15 protein-coding genes, 1 other RNA gene and 1 pseudogene are annotated in these 16,646 nt (G+C 30.4%); all 17 read right to left on the bottom strand.

The genetic code is table 11. The features are described from left to right. Window positions 1-102 precede the first annotated feature (102 nt). Window positions 103-588 carry an IS66 family insertion sequence element accessory protein TnpB gene (gene tnpB, locus KQI16_RS07195; protein WP_216433155.1) on the bottom strand — a complete coding sequence of 162 codons (486 nt, stop codon included), beginning with the start codon at window positions 586-588 and terminating at the stop codon, window positions 103-105. Then, window positions 582-917: an IS66 family insertion sequence element accessory protein TnpA gene (gene tnpA, locus KQI16_RS07190; protein WP_106024438.1), complete on the bottom strand. Its 336-nt coding sequence runs from the start codon at window positions 915-917 to the stop codon at window positions 582-584. Before tnpA ends, tnpB begins: the two co-directional genes overlap by 7 nt. Window positions 918-1,416: 499 nt before the next feature. Further along, the gene (locus tag KQI16_RS07185; RefSeq protein ID WP_216433153.1) at window positions 1,417-4,701 is read right to left on the bottom strand and encodes a type I restriction endonuclease subunit R; all 3,285 of its coding nucleotides are present in this window, start codon (window positions 4,699-4,701) and stop codon (window positions 1,417-1,419) included. Between the two features lie 12 nt (window positions 4,702-4,713). Then, window positions 4,714-4,881, bottom strand: a complete 168-nt coding sequence (locus tag KQI16_RS12980) for a DUF6429 family protein (protein WP_286172943.1) — start codon at window positions 4,879-4,881, stop codon at window positions 4,714-4,716. Further along, window positions 4,850-4,996, bottom strand: coding sequence for a hypothetical protein (locus tag KQI16_RS12975; RefSeq protein ID WP_286172942.1), 147 nt, complete (start codon window positions 4,994-4,996; stop codon window positions 4,850-4,852). Before KQI16_RS12975 ends, KQI16_RS12980 begins: the two co-directional genes overlap by 32 nt. Continuing rightward, window positions 4,993-6,231, bottom strand: a complete 1,239-nt coding sequence (locus tag KQI16_RS07175) for a restriction endonuclease subunit S (protein ID WP_216433151.1) — start codon at window positions 6,229-6,231, stop codon at window positions 4,993-4,995. The genes KQI16_RS12975 and KQI16_RS07175 overlap by 4 nt, the downstream gene beginning before the upstream one ends. Further along, window positions 6,221-7,741 carry a class I SAM-dependent DNA methyltransferase gene (locus KQI16_RS07170; RefSeq protein ID WP_216433149.1) on the bottom strand — a complete coding sequence of 507 codons (1,521 nt, stop codon included), beginning with the start codon at window positions 7,739-7,741 and terminating at the stop codon, window positions 6,221-6,223. Before KQI16_RS07170 ends, KQI16_RS07175 begins: the two co-directional genes overlap by 11 nt. Window positions 7,742-7,938: 197 nt before the next feature. Next, window positions 7,939-8,073 carry a hypothetical protein gene (locus KQI16_RS12970; protein ID WP_286172941.1) on the bottom strand — a complete coding sequence of 45 codons (135 nt, stop codon included), beginning with the start codon at window positions 8,071-8,073 and terminating at the stop codon, window positions 7,939-7,941. 486 nt (window positions 8,074-8,559) lie between these two features. Beyond that, window positions 8,560-8,901: an EAL domain-containing protein gene (locus KQI16_RS07165; RefSeq protein ID WP_216433147.1), complete on the bottom strand. Its 342-nt coding sequence runs from the start codon at window positions 8,899-8,901 to the stop codon at window positions 8,560-8,562. A 20-nt stretch (window positions 8,902-8,921) separates the two neighbouring features. Continuing rightward, complete coding sequence (locus KQI16_RS07160) at window positions 8,922-9,812, bottom strand: diguanylate cyclase domain-containing protein (RefSeq protein WP_216433145.1); 891 nt, start codon at window positions 9,810-9,812, stop codon at window positions 8,922-8,924. Window positions 9,813-10,083: 271 nt separating this feature from the next. After that, window positions 10,084-11,097: an HD-GYP domain-containing protein gene (locus KQI16_RS13225; RefSeq protein ID WP_330654164.1), complete on the bottom strand. Its 1,014-nt coding sequence runs from the start codon at window positions 11,095-11,097 to the stop codon at window positions 10,084-10,086. A 1,236-nt stretch (window positions 11,098-12,333) separates the two neighbouring features. Beyond that, window positions 12,334-12,402: pseudogene (locus KQI16_RS13220) on the bottom strand (SEC-C metal-binding domain-containing protein); the annotation flags it as partial. A 142-nt stretch (window positions 12,403-12,544) separates the two neighbouring features. Further along, window positions 12,545-13,552, bottom strand: coding sequence for a DUF7309 domain-containing protein (locus KQI16_RS07145; RefSeq protein WP_216433139.1), 1,008 nt, complete (start codon window positions 13,550-13,552; stop codon window positions 12,545-12,547). A gap of 167 nt (window positions 13,553-13,719) precedes the next feature. Then, on the bottom strand, window positions 13,720-13,962 hold the full coding sequence (locus tag KQI16_RS07140) for a hypothetical protein (protein WP_216433137.1): 243 nt from the start codon (window positions 13,960-13,962) through the stop codon (window positions 13,720-13,722). Beyond that, window positions 13,844-14,521: a transposase gene (locus KQI16_RS13305; protein ID WP_442861802.1), complete on the bottom strand. Its 678-nt coding sequence runs from the start codon at window positions 14,519-14,521 to the stop codon at window positions 13,844-13,846. The genes KQI16_RS07140 and KQI16_RS13305 overlap by 119 nt, the downstream gene beginning before the upstream one ends. 284 nt (window positions 14,522-14,805) lie before the next feature. Then, window positions 14,806-15,161: a transfer-messenger RNA gene (gene ssrA, locus KQI16_RS07130) on the bottom strand. A gap of 664 nt (window positions 15,162-15,825) precedes the next feature. After that, the gene (gene thiD / locus KQI16_RS07125) at window positions 15,826-16,617 is read right to left on the bottom strand and encodes a bifunctional hydroxymethylpyrimidine kinase/phosphomethylpyrimidine kinase (protein WP_286172939.1); all 792 of its coding nucleotides are present in this window, start codon (window positions 16,615-16,617) and stop codon (window positions 15,826-15,828) included. Between the last annotated feature and the right edge of the window lie 29 nt (window positions 16,618-16,646).

Genomic DNA, 16,646 nt, shown 5'->3' with positions numbered 1-16,646 from the left:
TTGTCTTTCTAAATTCTTCTGTATAATACTTTTGCCCTTTTGCCATTGTAGACACTTCCTTCCCTTTTTATATTTTAAGGTGTTCGGCTTTTTGTGTCTACACTAATATACTAACACCAAACCATCTAGTAGTACATTTTTTAATCCTGGTAAATGTTTTTTAGCATAATCAAGTGCTTTACCAAGCGGACTTCTTGGAAGAGCATCTTTTATTTCTCTTTCAACATAATCAATAAAGTTATCTATAATTGGAGCTAATTTTTCAGCTCTTATTTTAAATCTAATATCATAATAATCGTCCTTACTTGAAAAGGATTCTCTAAGCTCTTTTTCAAGTTTGTAAATTTGCTCACAATAATTAAACCCTATTATTGCTCTAGAATTTTTTAGGGCTTCTTCATCTAAGTCTACAATGTGAAGAATTTTTAATTTGTCCATTTGTCTATTACAAAAAACAAATAACGCTTTTTCAAAAGGATTTAGCTTGAATTGATTTTGAACTATCATAACTAACCCATCAATACTTTTCCTTAAATCCGTGTAGCCGCAGGCAAGATAAACTGTTTCTACTTTATCTATATTTAACATTTTGCAGCTAACTCCTTTACTATTGATGATATTAGAATAGCTTCACTAACAGGTATAGTTATTATAGCATTACCTATTGTAATTTTTACTTCATTCAAAGCAAATGTATTTTCTTTGATAGTCTTTTCTTTACTATCTAAAGAGATAGCATGAAAAACAGGTGTGTTATTCTCAACTTCTGATTTCTCTAATCTTTTTTTATGATAATAAAATTGACTTTTAGTAAGTTTATTTTCTATACAAAAATCTTTAACAGTTATTGTCCCCTTACATGCATCAAATTTATTAATATATTCTTCCCAGGTTGCATTATCTAATTTTCTAGACATAATTATATCCTCCCATTAATAATCTTTTTCTTAATTTTATCAATTGGGAGGATATGCTATCTAGGTACTTAATTTTTTACGCTTACAAAATTAGCGAAGGCGGGCATCTGAATAATTTGCTCACCCCAACTATTGACATAGAGCCCTAAAAATTAAGTATTTTTAAACCTTTAAAAATATGAAAATTGCTCAATTATTTAAAATATTATTATCTATCCACATTTTTAAAGATTCATCATCTACAACTATATATTTCCCTTTTTTAGTTCCTTTATAATTATCAATAAGGTGGAAATCTTTAAGGTAATTTATAATATTAATTATCACATGGTAGGATGTTGTATAGTTTGTTTTACTAATAATTTCATTTTCAAATTTCTTTTCTATTTTCCTTGGTTCTATATAGTCTGTTCCATATTCCTCTTTTCTATTAAGTATGCTATAAATAATATTCTTTTAAATTCTTATTCTTTTAGCCTATATTTCAATAAATTTTGTCTTACACTCTATATTCTTCTCTACTATCAGCCACCATTTCATAAGTTCTAGCATAATATTCTTCTAGATCATCCAATTCTTCTACTTCATTTTCACACATCTTTTCAACCTGCTTCATTACTATATCCATTGCCTTTTCTGCCTGCTTTGGTGGGTAGTTGTACTTTTTAAGTAGCCTTTTTATAATCGTCCTCATCTTTGCCCTTGCCATTGTTCTTTTGCTCCAGTCAACCGTTATGTTGCTTCTTATAGCTTCTGTTAATTCATGTGCTATTTGTTTTAGAACCTCATCACTCATAAATAACTTTACTGCATCATCTGCTGTTAAGGCATCATAAAAGGCTATTTCATCTTCTGAAAGGCCAAGGTTCATATCTTCCTCCCTTGCCTTTTGTATTTCCTTTGCAAGTTTTATAAGTTCTTCAATTACTTCTACATTTGTTATTGCTTGATTCTTGTATTTATTTAATGCCTTATCGAGCTTTTCTGAAAACTTTTCAGACTTTACTATGTTTCTTTTTTCTATTGCTTTTATCTTGCCTTCTAAAAGCTTCTTTAGCATTTCAACAGCCAAGTTTTTATACTTAATTGTTCTAACTTCTTCTAAGAATTCTTCTGAAATAATAGATATATTGGGGTTCTCTAATCCTAATGTGTCAAATACATCTATTACTTCTTCTGATATAATTGATTTTTGCAGCAGTTGATTTACTCTTGCTTCTATTTCTCGTTTTGAAAGTTTATTTGTTGATTTGTTTTCTAGTTTTACAAGGCTTGCCTTTATAGCTTTAAAATAGCTTACCTCAAGTGCTGCATCTCTTCCTTCCTGCGTAGATGCACAAAGTGAATGAGCTTTAGCAAGTTCTACAACTGTATTTTTAAATTCCTTTTGGTCCTTTTCATCCATTCCAAGAACAAAATCCATTCCTGCTGTTATAGCTCTTATTCTTTCCGCTTGAGTTCCTTTTATATATCCTGAATAATCAAATTTATAGAACATATCTCTAAGTATTTCAAGTTTTTCTACCATTACAGATACTGCAACGGAAGTATCAATTCCTGTTGTCTTTTTATCACTTTCTGTATAAACCTTAAGTGCCTTCTTTAGGCTTTCAAATATTCCTATATAGTCAACTATTACTCCACCCGGCTTATTCTTAAATACTCTGTTTACTCTTGCTATTGCCTGCATTAGGTTGTGTCCCTTCATTGGCTTGTCTATATACATTGTGTGCATTGATGGAACGTCAAATCCTGTTAGCCACATATCCCTTACAATAACAATTTTAAGTTCATCATTTACATCCTTCATTCTTTTTGCTAGTATTTCCTTTCTTTGAGAACCACCTGTTAGATGCTTTTGAAGTTTTTCTTCATCTGATGCATCACCAGTTATTACAACTTTAATCTTTCCTTTAGTTAAATCATCACTATGCCAATCTGGTCTTAGTTTAATTATTTCATCATAAAGGTCTGCACAAATCTTTCTACTCATACATACAATCATAGCTTTGCCATCTATTGTTTTTATTCTTTCTTCAAAATGATTTACTATATCCTGTGCAAGAAGTTTTAATCTATTTGGTGAGCCAACAACAGCCTCTAACCTTGACCACTGGCCTTTATATTTATCCTTAACCTCTTCTTCTTGACCTTCCATTAATTCTTCAAATTCTTCGTCTATTTTCTTTAATTCTTCTTCATCTGCCTCAAGTTTTATTATTCTATTTTCATAGTATATTTTTACTGTTGCTCCATCTTCAACAGCTCTTGTCATGTCATATATATCTATATAGTCACCAAATACATCTGTTGTTGACTTTACTCCTTGTTCGCCTTCTATTCCTATCGGTGTTCCTGTAAATCCTATAAATGAAGCATTAGGAAGTGCATCTCTTACATATTTTGCATATCCAAATTTTACATTTCCAGTTTTTATGTTAGTTCTTGGATCAAATCCATATTGGCTTCTATGTGCTTCATCTGCAATTACTATTACATTGTGCCTATCTGTCAGTGTCGGCATTTCGTCTTCCTCTGGTTTAAACTTTTGAATGGTAGTAAATATTATTCCCCCTGCTTCTCTTTCATTTAAAATGTCAAATAATCCATGTATAACTTTAGTGTTTTCTTTTTTATTGTTTTCCTTTTGCTCATCTGATAGTTTTCTTACATCTGCCTGAATAGGGTCTTGTCTTAGTATATCCTTTGCCTGACAAAATGTTGTATAAAGCTGATTATCAAGGTCGTTTCTATCGGTTATAACCACAATTGTAGGGTTGCTGAATTTTTTAACAAGCTGTGCAGCATAAAATACCATTGTAAAGCTCTTTCCTGATCCTTGGGTATGCCATACAACGCCAATCTTTTTATTTGTTGAATTTATTGCTACCTCTGTATTTTCTACTGCCTTTTTAACTGCAAAATATTGATGGTATGCAGCAAGTATTTTATTTAGTTTTATTTTATCTCCAATTTTTCTGCCCTTTGAATCATAGTCTGCTGCACTTGTTTCCTGGTATGTTAAAAAGTTTTCTACTATATCAAGTAGCCTGTCCTTCCTTAGCATACCTTTTAATAGAATTTCATATTGTGGAATAGATAAAGGCTCTACATTTATTCCATCTATACTTCTCCAGTTCATAAACCTTTCAAAGTTTGCTGTTATTGTTCCTGCCTTTGCATTTATCCCATCTGTGATTACTATAAATGCGTTGTAATAAAAGAGTGTTGGTATGTCTCTTTTATATGTTTGTATTTGATTATATGCCTTTTCTATTCCTACCATTTCATCTGTTGAAGATTTAAGTTCCATTACAACAAGTGGAATACCATTTACAAATATTATTACGTCTGGTCTTCTTTTTTCTATTTCTTCTATTCTAAATTGATTTACCACCAAGAATTCATTATTGTATACATTTTTAAAATCAATTATATATGCCTTTTCTGTTTTTATTATTCCTTGCTTTTTAAATGTAACATCTATACCTTCAACCATAAGTTTATGAAAGTATCTGTTGTTTTCTTCAAGTATTGGGCTGTTGAAGGTTATTATCTTTCTATATGCCTCTTCTATTGCATCCTCTGGCAAAGTAGGATTAAGTCTTCTTAGTGCATCTAATACTCTGTTTTTTAATATTACTTCTCTATAATCATCTCTTTCAGGATTATCGCTATCTGGTGCTATATCTGGGCCATAGAGATGTTCATAATCAATTTCCTGAAGTATTTCTATTGCTGCCTCTTCAAGCTGCTGTTCTGTAAAATCAATTAAAAAGCCCATTGAATCCCCACCTTAAATATTTTCTATTCCATATTTCTTAAATAATTCTTTTGCAAATTTTTCTCCTTTTTCTGTAATGTAAGCTGATTTAGCACGATATGAGCCGCTAATTAAATCTTCATCAGTCAGTTCATTTAAAATATCAAAATCATACCCTTTCCATGTTCTTAGATATTCCATGCCAAGCACCAAGCACTTTTTCCTTCCAGGATGTTAAATACATAAGCATTAAAGTTAGTTCTTTTATTGTATTTTTCATATCCTCAGCCATCTTTATATTCCTTTCTTTTATCATTTAGATTCATCTAAAGGCACCCTAATTTCACCAGACATAAGCTTTGGAAGAAGAGTGTCACGGAGTTGGGAAAGCCTTTGATTTTCCATTATAATAGTAAATATTTGATTTCTAATATGTTCACTTAATCTAGAATATTGTTGTATTAACTTATTATGTTTTGGAAGAGCCACTGGTAATCTTTTAATATATTCTTTATCTGCATGAGGTATAGCTGATCCTGTTGTGTGATTTTTTATATCATTTTCATAATACTTTAAAATAAAGTATAAAATGTCATCATTAAGTTTGTTATTAATTACTTCAATTTTAGCTAAAGTAGACGCAACTATACCTTTAAATCCAAAATATATAGTTCCAGAACTTGCTCCATCCATTACCATCATGTTGTTTTTGTTCTCTACAATAACCATTTTTTCAGGATCGGCAAATAGCCTACTATTATTATTTAAGACATCTATTGTTAAATATTCTATATATCCATCAGTTTTATTCTCAATAACATTTTTAGGCTTCTTACCTTTTACAAAAGATATATATTCTCCTAACCTTCCTACCTCCCATCCCTTAGGAATAGGTCCAAGTTCACTTTCCACCATTTCGCCGCCGCTTGATTTATATGGTTCTCCGTTTTCATTTGGAAATTCAAAATCCACAAACCAGCGTTTAAATATTGTTTGAGCTATTTCCTCTAATACTTTGTTTATTCTGTTGTTTATTTCTATTTTTTCATCAATATCTGATAATATTTTAGCTATTGCTTTTTGTTCGTGGAGGGGAGGGAAAGGAAGTTTAAGACATTCAATATCTAATTTACTTATTGCTCCAAATACTGTTCCTGTTTGTTTATTTATTATATTCTTCTTGTAACTTAACAATAAATAGTATAAAAACTCATTATTATTATTTTTCATTCTTAAACTTGCTAATCCTCTCCCTATACAAATATCCGTGTTAGCTATATTCAAATCTCCTACAGGAGCACGAACACTTAATAATATATCTCCTTTTTGTGCAATTTTTATAGGGTTATTACACCATGTATCTATTAAAGGATATTTATATCCAAATGTCTTTCTACCCTGCAAAAACGGAATCCCTTCTCCAATTGTATTGTAATATTCTGATTTTGGTGATTGCCCCATAACTACATCAACTTTATCTCTTAATTGACAGTACTCCCACTCACTAGGTATTAATCCTAATTCTGTTTCCTTCCACTCATTACAACTCATACCCTAACCCCCTCAAGTTCTTTCTTATCTCTTCTTCAAGGTGTTTTGACTTGGCAAATAATTCTGCTAACTCACTTGTTAGGTTTTCCATCTTTTCTTCAAAGTCTATTCCATCATCTTCTTCTACTTCTTCTATACCAACATATCTTCCAGGTGTTAGGATATATTCATGTTCACGCAATTCATCTATTGTGGCAGACTTACAAAAGCCTTTTATATCTTCATATTTACCATCTTTGTTTCGCCAATTATGATAAGTTTCTGCAATTCTTTTTATGTCTTCATCTGAAAGTTCTCTATGCCTTCTATCTACAAGCTGTCCAAGTTTTCTTGCATCTATGAATAAAAACTCATGTCTTCGACTTCTGTATTTTGGATTATTTCCTTTATTCCTATTTAATATCCAAAGACATGCTGGAATTGCTGTTGTGTAAAACAATTTATCTGGTAGTGCAACTATACAATCAACAATATCTTCTTCAATTAAATTTTTTCTTATTTCTCCTTCATTAGATGTATTTGAACTTAACGAACCATTAGCAAGCACCACTCCTGCAACTCCATTTGGTGCTAAGTGAAATATCATATGTTGTAGCCATGCATAGTTTGCATTTCCTGCTGGAGGAATACCATATTTCCATCTTGCATCTTCTGTAAGTTTTTCGCCGCCCCATTCACTTATGTTAAAAGGTGGGTTTGCTAATATATAATCAGCCTTTAAACTTTTGTGCAAATCATCATGAAAAGTATCTGCATTATATGGTCCTAAATCACCATCAAGGCCATGTATGGCAAGATTCATTTTACAAAGTTTCCACGTTGTTGGATTTAACTCTTGCCCATAAATTGATATATCTTCAATCTTTCCCTGATGCTCTTCAAGAAACCTTTCACTTTGTATAAACATACCACCACTGCCACAGCATGGGTCATATATTCTTCCTTTATAAGGCTCAATCATTTCGACTAAAGTCTTTACAACGCTTTTTGGTGTATAGAACTCTCCACCGCCTTTACCTTCCTTTTCAGCAAACTTATTTAAGAAATATTCATATACTCTTCCTAAAATATCCTTTTGTCCATCTTGATAAAGCTTAATATTTGAAATAACATCTATTAATTCTCCAAGCCTTCTTTTATCAAGTTCTGGTCTTGCATATCTTTTATCTAATACACCTTTTAAGCTTGGATTTTCCTTTTCTATTAAAAGCATAGCATCATCTATTATTTGTCCTATCTTTGGATCTTTAGCTGAGTTCTTTATATTTTCCCATCTTGCTTCTTTTGGAACCCAGAATATATTTTCTGCTTCGTATTCATCTCTATCCTCTTCAAAACCTTCTCCTTCTTCAACTAACTGTTTATATTTATGTTCAAATCTATCTGAAACATATTTTAAGAATAATAATCCTAAAACAACATGCTTATATTCTGCTGCATCCATACTACCTCTTAATATATCTGCCGCTTTCCAAAGCTGTTCTTCAAAACCTACATTTGCTGTTGACATTTTCCTGCCTCCTTAAACTAATTCTTTCAATATTTTAATATTTATACATTAAAGTTTATTTTCCTTCAATTTTTTAAAAAATCATAATAGGACAGGCATTCTAATCGAATACCCGCCCCAACTATTGACAAAGAGCCATTATTATATGTGATATGGCTGGCATCAAAAAAAGTAAAAAAATCCCCTAACGGGGACTCTCAATAGAGTGGCGATAGCCACTCTATTGCTTTTCTGTCACCAGTAAAATAAAAATCTGCATTACAACAAGGGCATACCAAAACAGGAATTCCCTTTTTTTTACACTCACTATCATCCTGAAGAACCTCGTCCATGTAGCCAATCTCATCTACCACAAATGCTGGTGCCCATTCTTCGTAACCGCTTTCTATTGAAAGTCTCTATTATTCTCTGTTTCCAGCTCTTTTTTTCTTGTTTATTTTTCCTATTTAAGATATCAGAAATTTTTAACTGCTTTACAAATCTATACAGATGTATTATTTCCTTTGCTAAGGCATTTTTCTTTCTGGAATATAGACCATACCTTCTAACACACTTTACACAAAACTTACTCTTGCAATTTAATACTCCTATAGGTAATTTATCGAACTTATCCACAATTTCTTAAATATATAATTTCCTATAGAGAGAAAAAAGGGGCAAATTGCCCCAAGCCTTTGATTTCAAGCTATTTCTTCTCTATCAACGCAACGCACTCCACGTGTGTTTTGATAGAAAGATGATAATAATACGCAGAATTAGTTATTTTGCGTAAAGATGAACCCCCTTTATTAATCGCAAATAGAATTGAAATACACACATTATAAATCTAGTACTAACTCATTAATTCTTTTTGGTTTTGATATAAAATATCCTTGAATATTGTTTATTCCTAAACTTTTTAATATGTCATATTGTCTTTTGTTTTCAACTCCTTCTACAACAACTTCTGTTCTTAGTTTTCCTGCAATATAAACTATAGCTTCTATTAAAATTCTGGCTTTTTCATCTTCCTCAATTTTATCAATTATCAATTTATCTATCTTTAACTCACTAATTGGTAATTGCATCACATTAATTATTGATGAATATCCTGTACCAAAATCACCTAAAGCTATTTTGGTTCCTCTTTCAATGATTTCATTTATTTTATCTTCCTTCAAATTTAATATTTGAGTTTCAGTTAACTCAAAAAAATGTTTTTAATATTTATATCATATTCTATCATCAAAGTATTGATTTGATAAAAAAAATCATTGCTTCTAAGTTGTATAGGAGATATATTTATATTGAAACTAATATCAAATCCCTTTTTATTCAAACTGCATATATCCCTAAATATTCTTTTTATAATGTTTAAGCCAAACTTTTCTATAAGCCCTGTTTCTTCTAAGAGTGGAATAAATTCATAAGGTGGTATTTCTCCATATTTATTACTGTTCCATCTTGCAAGTGCTTCAACCGCTTCAATTTTACAGGTTTTAACATTATATATTGGCTGATATAAAACATAAAATTCTCTATCTTCTTCCACAGCCTTTTTAATCTCTGCTACCAAATCAGCTTTTTTCTTAATTGCATAATCCATATCTTCATTAAAAAAAGTATATCTATTTTTGCCATTTTGTTTTGAATGATACCTAGCTATATCTGCTTTTCTAATTATTTCTTCCAAACTTTCTTCTTTTAACGATAAATATATCCCTGCACTGACAGTAGTATAAATTTCCTTATTATTTATGATAAAAACTTTATTAAATTCTGAGATAATATTTTCAATACGGCTCTGAATCTGTTCTTTAGTTTTATTCACAAATATTAATATAAATTCATCTCCACCAAACCTAAAAACCATAGAATTATCATCCAGAGAATTTGTTAATTTTTTACTTATGTATCTTAACACTTCATCTCCTATTATATGACCGTAAGCATCATTAATAAGTTTTAAATTATCTATATCCAGAAAAACCAAAGCAATCTCTTTGCTTTTATTCTCTTCGTAATATTTATTTAAATATCTTCTATCAGGGTGTTCCATTAATTTAACATAATGATAATTTTTGTCATACATAAAACCCTCTCCATTTAGGAAAGCAATAAGATAACTAAACCTTATTACTTTTTACTATTTATTTTAAAATTTAAATTTATTAGCTGCGTTTGACAGTTCTAATGCAATTGCTGTTAAATTTTGAGATACTAAAGCCACTTCCCCCGAAGATGCTGAAAGTTCCTGTGATGATGCCGCAGTTTCTTCTGTGGCCGCAGTGTTTTCTTCAACTACTGCGCTTATTGTTTCGACTCTTTGTAAAACTATTTCTTTTGATTTTTACATTTTAAAATTAAATTTTATTTATCACTTTATTAACAAATAAATCAACTAAATCCGAATCAAATTGTATACCTTTATATTTTATTAATTCATTTATAGCTTCCTCTTTTGTTTTTGATTTTCTATATGGTCTATAGCTTATCATGGCATCATATGCATCTGCAATTGCTAAAATTCTCGCCATTTTATGAATTTTTTCACCCTTAAGTCCATTTGGATACCCACTGCCATTATACCATTCATGATGTGCAAGAATAGCATCCCCTAAAAAAGAAAATTCATTAGTTGCTGAAACTATACGATAACCTATTTCTGAATGTCTTTTTACTTCAATCCAATCAGCTTCAGTAAGTTGAGTTGTTTTATTTAAAATATTTAAACTTACACCTATTTTACCAACATCATGAATATCGCCCAAAATTTCAAGTTCAGAAACTTCTTTTAAGGATAATTCCAAAGTTTCTCCTATAAGCTTACATAGTCTGCTTACGTTTTTTGAATGTTCCACATCTTGCTTACTTCTTTCATATAAAGTTTCAATAATAATTTTTAATGTTTTACTTTTTTGGCTTTTACTTTCTAACATTTTAATACTATACATCATATCTTCAGAATCTGTTATTACTTTCATTATATCCTGTTGAATACTATATTTTGTAGAATATCCCAAAGAAATAGATAAATTAACAGCCTCAATAAATTCTTTTTTACATTCTTCGTTAATTCTTTTACATAAATTTTCAGCATATTTTCCTTTAGTTTTAGGGAGTATAATAATAAATTCATCTCCTCCCCATCTGACTATAATGTCATTTTCTCTGCATACTTTTTTCATTACATTTGCTGCTGTTATCAAAAGCTTGTCACCCATTAAATGCCCAAATGCATCATTTGTTAATTTTAATCCATTTACATCACCCATAATAACAGATATAGGCAAATTATCTTCTTTATCTATATTTTTTATTTCATTTTTGAAAAAAGTTCTGTTAAAAGTTCCTGTCAAACTATCATGATATGCAATATAATTTATTTCTTTATCCTTGATAATTTTATCAGTTATATCTAAAAAATTAATTACTGCACCATCTACTTGTTTCCTATTAAAAATCGGATATATAGTATAAGATAATATTTTTTCTTTATTATCTTTTTTTAGAATACTTAAATTGCAATATTAAATGCAACACCCCTGTGAAAAAATCATGTAGAATAGGACTGACAATAGTCAAAATCAGCCTTAAGCCCATCTTGTTTAAAAGAAGGTATAGGTGTGTTATAATCAGTATCATGAACCATAGTGAAAACCTCCTGTATGTTTGGATTTGACACCTATATCATACATGATTTTCACTATGGTTTTAATATTTTTTATCTGTTGCATTTAATTTTACAATGAACCATCTAAATATATTAACCTTTCCTTAATAATTTCTTTTTCTTCTTCTCCTGTAGCTACAGAAAGTCCTTTTTGATACAATTCTTTTGCCTTAACAGCATCATATATATCACTTTTATGCAAGCAATATGCATCCCCATAAGCAATATAACTCCAAGGATTCTTCGGGAAATCTAATATTAATTTTTCACACTCATTTTTCACTTCTTCTAATTTATTTAATTTAACATAAGACTCTATTATTGCTCTCCTCATCTGATAAATTAATTCTTCATTTTCATTAGGAAAATAATATAGAAATTCTTTGCAATAATTAATCCTGATCTCAAAATATTTTGGTTCATCAAGCCCTGCATTATATAACTCGCTTTCTAAATCTTGACAAAAGCCTATTACATCAAAACTTCCACTATACTCTTTATCCAAATATTCAAGTGTATCAAAATTTGTTTTTATTTTATTTTTTATACCTTCCCAAACTTTTAACCATTTATCACATGCCAAAATAATTTTATTATCATTTAGATATTCATATCCTTCTTCAATCAAATCTGCCATTTGCTCCATTGATAAAACATCTTTGGGGGCAAGCCTTTCCCATAATACCCATGCTGCAAAAAAAGGAAAATCCTCATCTCTCCCAATTGCTGTCACATTATAAGTCTTAAACCAATTTTCAGATATCTGTTCTGCGGAATAATATCTTTCTATATCTTTTAAAAATATTTCTTTATTAAACATAATCCCTATACTTTGTAATTTTTCTATTATTTCGTTATTCGTCATTTCATTCACTTCTTCAAAAGACCATAATTCTAAAAGAAAATTCCTAAAACTATTAATATTAATTTCTGGTTTTATTTTATCTATACAACACTTCTTGTATTTTTTACCACTACCACAAGGGCATGGATCATTTCTTCCTATTTTCATAAATAACCTCCCTCCTATAATTAAAGTTCTGTTAAGTTATATGATATTTGAATTTCATCTCCCCTTTGAGTTATCTTACTATCTTTATATCAAGCTTATTGCAACTTCCCCCATTCTAACTATTGATATAAAGCCCAGTTTAAAAACTATAGTTAGCAAATTCTTGCACAAAAAAATCTATTGCAGGTAATTGATGAGATATATTTAAATCTATTTTTAATTTTTGACATAGATCTTTCATAATACTATTCATATACCTATCTCTTACATAAATTACTTTAGGTATTCCTATTGAAAGAACATAATTTATAACTGTCGAATTCATTATAATTACCTCATCATCCTCTGGTACCAATACATATTGCGATAATACCATACCAGTATTTCTGTCTGACATAATGCACATCCTCATAGATAAAGGTTTATCATACTTTTTATCATTAATAATTGAATTTATATGAACTATATCTAAATCTATAATTGCTTTATTTGCCTTTTGTTTTCTTAGTCTTTTTATAAGAATCTCATCGTTAATTAGCGGAACTGGATACTCTGCTTCAGGTACAAAAACAGGGAATTCTTGATTTATCCAAGAATTACTTTCTTTATCAAATTTTCTTAGTAATGTTTTGCCTTTTTCAAAATTTACTTTAAGTCCATTGTTCAGTGCTTCTAAAGCAAAGTATAATTGATTTAAGATTTTAGTCATCTGCAACACATCATTTTTATCTGGCATATATGGGGCATAAATAGGATCAAACACCCTAAAATAAATCCAGTTATTTCTGCCTCTAAACTTCAATCCTAATTTTTTAATTATTTCATATTCATCTTTTCTAAGTTCCTCTCTATCTCCAAAATTACACATTATACATCTTTGATATCTTATTATTTGGTCAGGTGGCATTTTTTCGCTTTCTAACATTAAAAAGAAATCATGTATAGCTTGTAATCCTATGTAAACACCAATTCCATAAAAATCTCCACCTTTTCCCATAATACTGCACATAACAGGATCAGAGTTTTCATCAAATATTATTGTGATCAAATCTAAATCATATAGTTTTTCCCAAGGTTTCATTTCTTTAATTCTTAAAGCTATCTCATATAATTCTGACCACTCATTTATAGTAGCTTCATATCGCATAACTAATCCTCCATCACAAACGAAATTTCTTATTTATTATTATACATTATAATAAGCCTAACAGCTACACCACTTTTAAATCCAGAATTATATGTGATATGGCTTCCAAATCAAAAAAGTGAAAAAATCCCCTAACGGGGACTCTCAATAGAGTGGCGATAGCCACTCTATTGCTTTTCACTGTCACCAGTAAAATAAAAATCTGCATTACAACAAGGGCATAGCAAAACAGGCATTCCCTTTTTTTTACATTCACTATCATCCTGAAGAACCTCGTCCATATAACCAATCTCATCTACCACAAATGCTGGTGCCCATTCTTCGTAACCACACTTGAGGCATCGATATTTGTACATAAGTTCTTTCTCTATTGGATTTAGTTCGTAATAATATTCGTCTATTGGATCCATCTGACTTAACCTCCTTATAGTTCGATTCCCTTATATCATATATCAAACCATAGTCATCATGCCAGATTTTCCATAATTCCATCTCTCTTTTACACTTTCTGCATTCTAACGGATTTCTATTGAAAGTCTCTATTATTCTCTGTTTCCAGCTCTTTTTTTCTTGTTTATTTTTCCTATTTAAGATAACAGAAATTTTTAACTGCTTTACAAATCTATACAGATGTATTATTTCCTTTGCTAAGGCATTTTTCTTTCTTGAATATAGACCATACCTTCTAACACACTTAAAACCTTTTTTATGTATCTGCTGTACCAATTTTCCGATAAATTTATATTTTCTATACAAAACACTTATTAGCTTTTTAGTTTTCCAATCCTTAAAATACTTTTTTATGATATCAAGAAGTGTTTTTTGCCATGACTTTCTAAGATATTCATAAGGAACATATTCTACTGATTTCCACCACTTATACTTATTATTAATCGCACCTTCGGTTACAAGAGCATGAACATGAGGATTCCATTTTAAGTCTCTTCCAAATGTATGTATAACAGTAATTACTCCTACTTCATAGCTTTTTCCCTTATGAGTTTTATACCAATAGTCTATTACTTGATAAACTCCGTCCTATACGAAAGTTTTTCCCAAAATTCTTCAAATTTATCTTCAAGTATACTTTTAATATTTATCTTACTCATAGAAATAATCACCCAATTTAATACTCCTATAGGTAATTTATCGAACTTATCCACAATTTCTTAAATATATAATTTCCTATAGAGCAAAAAAGCCTTGATTTCTCAAGGCCTTGCATGCATTGTATCAAATTAATAGTTAAAATATGGTGGAGGCGAGGGGTATCGAACCCCTGTCCGAAAGCAGATTTGTCCGACCTTCTACGAGCGTAGTTTGTGACTGAGATTTCGGTCCTTAGTTCGCTCACAAACAAACTCCTAAGTCCCTAGCTTCATAAATACCCATTTAGCTCAAAGCTTTGCTAAACTTCGTTTCCCACTCTTATGACACCAGTGATCCAAGGCGTGGGCACCCTGGGCTGATGAGCAGCGTTATATTAAGCTGCTAATGCAAAATTGTCTTCTGCGTTTATATTTAATGCATACTTTATTAACGAGGTGACATGCTTGCCTCGGCTCGCTTATCAAACTCCTCTTACCCCCGTCGAAGCCAAAACGCCCCCATATTAGGTAAAATGGTTTAACGCGAAGTATTCAATTTTAACTACGTGTCAATTATATATTATATAAATTTTAATGTCAACTTGGATTAATTCCTGTATTACCAGCTATTACTTAATTAAGCTTTTATATATTTTTTCTTGTCACACATCTATAATATATTATATAAATATTTTTTAAAGTTAATCTTATTAGTATTTTTAGAAAAAATTTCAGACAAATTTAACTTTTATTAAGTTTATTCATCCTCCAGTTCTTTATATATTTCCAGGTAAATCAGTCTCCCTATCTATTATTATAAGCATTTTAACTTTAGTAGTTACAATATAAGCAATAATTTATATAAATACTGCAAACAGATTTAAAAAGTTATGAAATAAAAAAATAAGTTTTAAGAAGCACTGATATAATTTAGCCAGCTGAATTAGGTAAATTGAAAAGAAGCTGCTTCCTATTTAAGCTAGGAAACAACTTCTTTTTATATTTAATTTATACTCTGTTTAAACTTAAGCTCTAGAAACTATTCTCTCCATCAAACTACTAACTCCTAACTGAAGCCCACTCCAAACTCCACACTCCTAACTACTAACTCCACACTCCAAACTACTAACTCCACACTCCTAACTCCTAACTACTAACTCCACACTCCTAACTCCTAACTACTAACTACCAACTCCTTATACTGTAGCTATGTTCTAACGGTCCATTTCCCTTTCCGAGATCAAGACCTGCCTTTAAAGCACCTGTTAAATAGTTTTTAGCCTTTTCTATACTCTCTGCTAAACTCTTACCATCAGCAAGGTTACAAGCTATAGCAGAAGATAAAGTACAACCAGTCCCATGAGTATTTAATGTATTTATCTTTTTAGTCTTAAACCAATGAATATTTCCATTTTCATAAAGTAAATCTGTTGCATCCTTAGCTAAATGGCCGCCCTTAACTAATACTGCTCCTTTAAAATTTTTTGAAATTGCCTTGGCAGCTTCTACCATGTCCTTTTCATTATTAATTTTAAAACCACATAAAACTTCTGCTTCTGGAATATTAGGAGTAATAACTCTAGCTAAAGGAATAAGGTCCTTCACAAGAATGTTTATTGCTTCATCACTAATCAATTTGCTTCCACTTGTAGCAACCATTACTGGATCTACAACAATATTTTTAGCCTTATATTCAGTTAATTTTTCCGCTATTACTTTAATTATTTCACTATTAGATACCATTCCAATTTTAACCGCGTCTGGATAAATATCATTAAATATACACTCTATTTGATTTGCCACAAAATCAGGAGATGCTTCTAAAATCCCATATACCCCTGTTGTATTTTGGGCTGTTAAGGCAGTTATAACACTCATGCCATACATTTTATGTACAGTAATAGTTTTAAGATCTGCCTGAATTCCAGCTCCACCACTAGAATCTGAACCTGCAATAGTTAATACTTTTTTTATCATTAAGCTTCTTCCCTCCTTAAAAATCCCCT

Origin of the sequence: Caproiciproducens sp. MSJ-32 (genome assembly GCF_018918055.1) — a bacterium.
Lineage (GTDB): Bacteria > Bacillota > Clostridia > Clostridiales > Clostridiaceae > Clostridium.
Note: the sequence above shows the minus strand (reverse complement) of the source record. Positions and strands in the feature narration are given on the sequence as shown.

Excerpts from the sequence above, each read along its gene's own strand:
- tnpB (WP_216433155.1), bottom strand. The coding sequence starts at position 588 with ATGTTAAATATAGATAAAGTAGAAACAGTTTATCTTGCCTGCGGCTAC.
- KQI16_RS12970 (WP_286172941.1), bottom strand. The coding sequence starts at position 8,073 with ATGGACGAGGTTCTTCAGGATGATAGTGAGTGTAAAAAAAAGGGAATT.
- KQI16_RS12975 (WP_286172942.1), bottom strand. The coding sequence starts at position 4,996 with ATGATAAAAGAAAGGAATATAAAGATGGCTGAGGATATGAAAAATACA.
- KQI16_RS07175 (WP_216433151.1), bottom strand. The coding sequence starts at position 6,231 with ATGAGTTGTAATGAGTGGAAGGAAACAGAATTAGGATTAATACCTAGT.
- KQI16_RS07160 (WP_216433145.1), bottom strand. The coding sequence starts at position 9,812 with ATGTATGACAAAAATTATCATTATGTTAAATTAATGGAACACCCTGAT.
- KQI16_RS07145 (WP_216433139.1), bottom strand. The coding sequence starts at position 13,552 with ATGCGATATGAAGCTACTATAAATGAGTGGTCAGAATTATATGAGATA.
- KQI16_RS12980 (WP_286172943.1), bottom strand. The coding sequence starts at position 4,881 with ATGGAATATCTAAGAACATGGAAAGGGTATGATTTTGATATTTTAAAT.
- KQI16_RS07140 (WP_216433137.1), bottom strand. The coding sequence starts at position 13,962 with ATGGATCCAATAGACGAATATTATTACGAACTAAATCCAATAGAGAAA.
- KQI16_RS07170 (WP_216433149.1), bottom strand. The coding sequence starts at position 7,741 with ATGTCAACAGCAAATGTAGGTTTTGAAGAACAGCTTTGGAAAGCGGCA.
- KQI16_RS07185 (WP_216433153.1), bottom strand. The coding sequence starts at position 4,701 with ATGGGCTTTTTAATTGATTTTACAGAACAGCAGCTTGAAGAGGCAGCA.
- tnpA (WP_106024438.1), bottom strand. The coding sequence starts at position 917 with ATGTCTAGAAAATTAGATAATGCAACCTGGGAAGAATATATTAATAAA.
- thiD (WP_286172939.1), bottom strand. The coding sequence starts at position 16,617 with ATGATAAAAAAAGTATTAACTATTGCAGGTTCAGATTCTAGTGGTGGA.